Annotated in this window: 3 protein-coding genes and 1 pseudogene; 2 read left to right on the plus strand and 2 right to left on the minus strand. The window is 43.8% G+C overall.

Annotated features, from left to right (window positions below; genetic code table 11):
- Window positions 1–315: pseudogene (locus WKT17_RS16140) on the plus strand (helix-turn-helix domain-containing protein); the annotation flags it as partial.
- Complete coding sequence (locus WKT17_RS16145; protein WP_291683799.1) at window positions 285–956, plus strand: IS630 family transposase; 672 nt, start codon at window positions 285–287, stop codon at window positions 954–956. The pseudogene WKT17_RS16140 and the gene WKT17_RS16145, both read left to right, overlap by 31 nt.
- Before the next feature lie 207 nt (window positions 957–1,163).
- Here the strand turns inward: WKT17_RS16145 and WKT17_RS16150 are convergent, their stop codons facing one another.
- Both WKT17_RS16150 and WKT17_RS16155 read right to left on the minus strand, forming a co-directional pair.
- Complete coding sequence (locus tag WKT17_RS16150; protein ID WP_173750333.1) at window positions 1,164–1,928, minus strand: formate/nitrite transporter family protein; 765 nt, start codon at window positions 1,926–1,928, stop codon at window positions 1,164–1,166.
- Window positions 1,929–2,047: 119 nt separating this feature from the next.
- Window positions 2,048–2,356: formate--tetrahydrofolate ligase (locus WKT17_RS16155; protein WP_340273686.1), on the minus strand; the 309-nt coding region annotated here is incomplete at its 5' end.

Below are 2,356 nucleotides of genomic sequence, written 5' to 3' on the forward strand. Positions count from 1 at the left end.
ATTACAAATATTATCCAATCTTATGTTAAGAACGGTATTACTAATATTGTCAAATACAACATCAGCCCAAATTCAAGTGCGGCATTACGCAAGGCAGATGGACGGACGGAAGCGCATTTGATTCAAATTGCTTGCGGTCCGGCACCCGAAGGACACTCCCGATGGACACTCCGGCTTCTGGAAGAGAAAGCACGTATTGAACTGGAAACACCAGTCAGCAGAGAAACAATCCGCAGGGTATTAAAAAAAATGAACTTAGACCTCACCTCAATGACTATTGGTGCATCCCGCCAAAAGAGGATGCAGAATTCATAGCATGTATGGAAGATGTTCTCGATGTCTATGAACTCACGTATGACCCAATGCGTCCGGTCGTCTGCATGGATGAAAAACCATACCAGCTGTTGGGAGAGACAAGGGAACCGCTGCCAATGCGCCCGGGAGATGACCGGAAAGTAGATTCCGAATATATCCGTAATGGTACATGCAGCATCTTTGCTTTCATAGAACCTCTTGCTGGGAAGCATCATGTCAGTGTCCGGGAGCACCGGACTGCAGTTGACTGGGCAGAAGAAATAAAATACCTTGTTGATGTCATGTACCCAGAAGTGGAAAAAATCATTCTTGTAATGGATAACCTTAATACCCATAAACCGGCATCCTTATATAAAAAGTATCCTGCGGCAGAAGCAAGGCGTCTTATAAAACACTTGGAAATCCATTATACACCGAAACATGGAAGCTGGCTGGATATCGCTGAAATAGAACTTAATGTAATGACACGCCAGTGCCTGTCACGGCGAATTGACGATATCAATCATCTCCGCAGCGAATTATCGGCATGGGAAACCGAGCGTAATACAAGGGCGGCAAAGGTGGATTGGCAATTTAAAACTGCTGCTGCACGAATCAAATTGAATTCGCTATATCCCAAATTTACTGCCACTTCCGTGTAAGTGGCAGTAATGCTAAATATATACGTGCCAATGCACTAGTCAATATAGAAATAAAATTCTATCCTGATATACCATAAAGCAAGGGTGTAGACCAATACAGTAATTTAAAAATATTGTTCAAATGCCGCCAGGCGCACCGCAAAAAAGGCGCTGACCCGCATTCTGCGTTCAGCGCCTTTTACTCCCCTCAAAGTTCTCTCTATGTACTTATTTTTCTTTTGAAATCAAATGATATGGAAGTGCCACACCTAAGATACCGCCAACCATATTCCCAAGCGTTACGATAATGACATTATAGCAATATGCACCGATTCCAACTTTTCCTGTAAGAAGAGAAACACCAATGCTGCTCATGTTTGCAATGCTATGCTCAAATCCACATACCATGAATACAAAGATACACCAGAAAATCATAATCAGTTTGCCTGATTCGGATTTCATTTTGATTCCGCACCATACGGCAAGACATACCAGTATATTACACAATACTGCTTTGACAAACAATGGCACAGGAGCCGTGGTGGTCTTATTCACTGCCAGGTTTACGAAGTAATCACCAATACCACCTGTTGGAACTTTTGCAGCCACGAAAAGAGCAGATGATAAAAGAGAACCAACCAGGTTTCCAATCCAACAAATACCCCATAATTTACAAGCGTCCCCCCATGAGGCTGTCTTTCTGAATACTGCTGCCGACAGAACAAAATTATTTCCTGTAAATAAGTCTGCACCTGCCATAATAACCAAACTAAGCGCTGCTGCAAATGCCGCACTCTGCGCCGGTTTCGCCCAGTTCGCTGTCATTTCTGCACCTGACAGATGACCAGCCAGTGTAAATGCCACAAAACCCCCCATGGCCACAAACACACCCGCAAGAATAGCAGACATAAAATATCCCAGAGGATTGTTCTTCAATAAATTTAATTTTGCTGCCGCACTATTACATACGGCCTTATACTCATCTTTATACATATTTACCTACTCCCTTCCAGCCCAAACTCTCCTAATATAAACAGAACTGCCGCACTCTGCATATATCCGGAATCTTCCAGACGGCTGCATGATGCGGCAGCTGTATTCTTATTTCACTCTTAGAACAGACCGGAAATTTTTCCTGTCGCATCCACATCAATTCTTTCAGCAGCCGGCACTTTCGGCAGACCCGGCATGGTCATGATTTCACCGGTTAATGCTACGATAAATCCTGCACCTGCGGAAATCTTTAAGTTTCTTACGGTTACTTCAAAGTCTGTAGGCGCACCCAGTTTGGTCTGGTCATCTGTTAAGCTGTACTGTGTCTTAGCCACACAGATTGGGCAGTTTCCGTATCCTAATGCTTCTAACTGTGCTGCCTGTTTCTGCGCATTGGCTGTCAGAACTACTCTCTTACCACCATAGAT

The sequence above is a fragment of the Blautia sp. HCN-20427 genome (assembly GCF_037890365.1).
GTDB lineage: Bacteria > Bacillota > Clostridia > Lachnospirales > Lachnospiraceae > Blautia.

Coding starts and splice junctions, on each gene's coding strand:
- WKT17_RS16150 (WP_173750333.1), bottom strand. CDS start 1,928: ATGTATAAAGATGAGTATAAGGCCGTATGTAATAGTGCGGCAGCAAAA.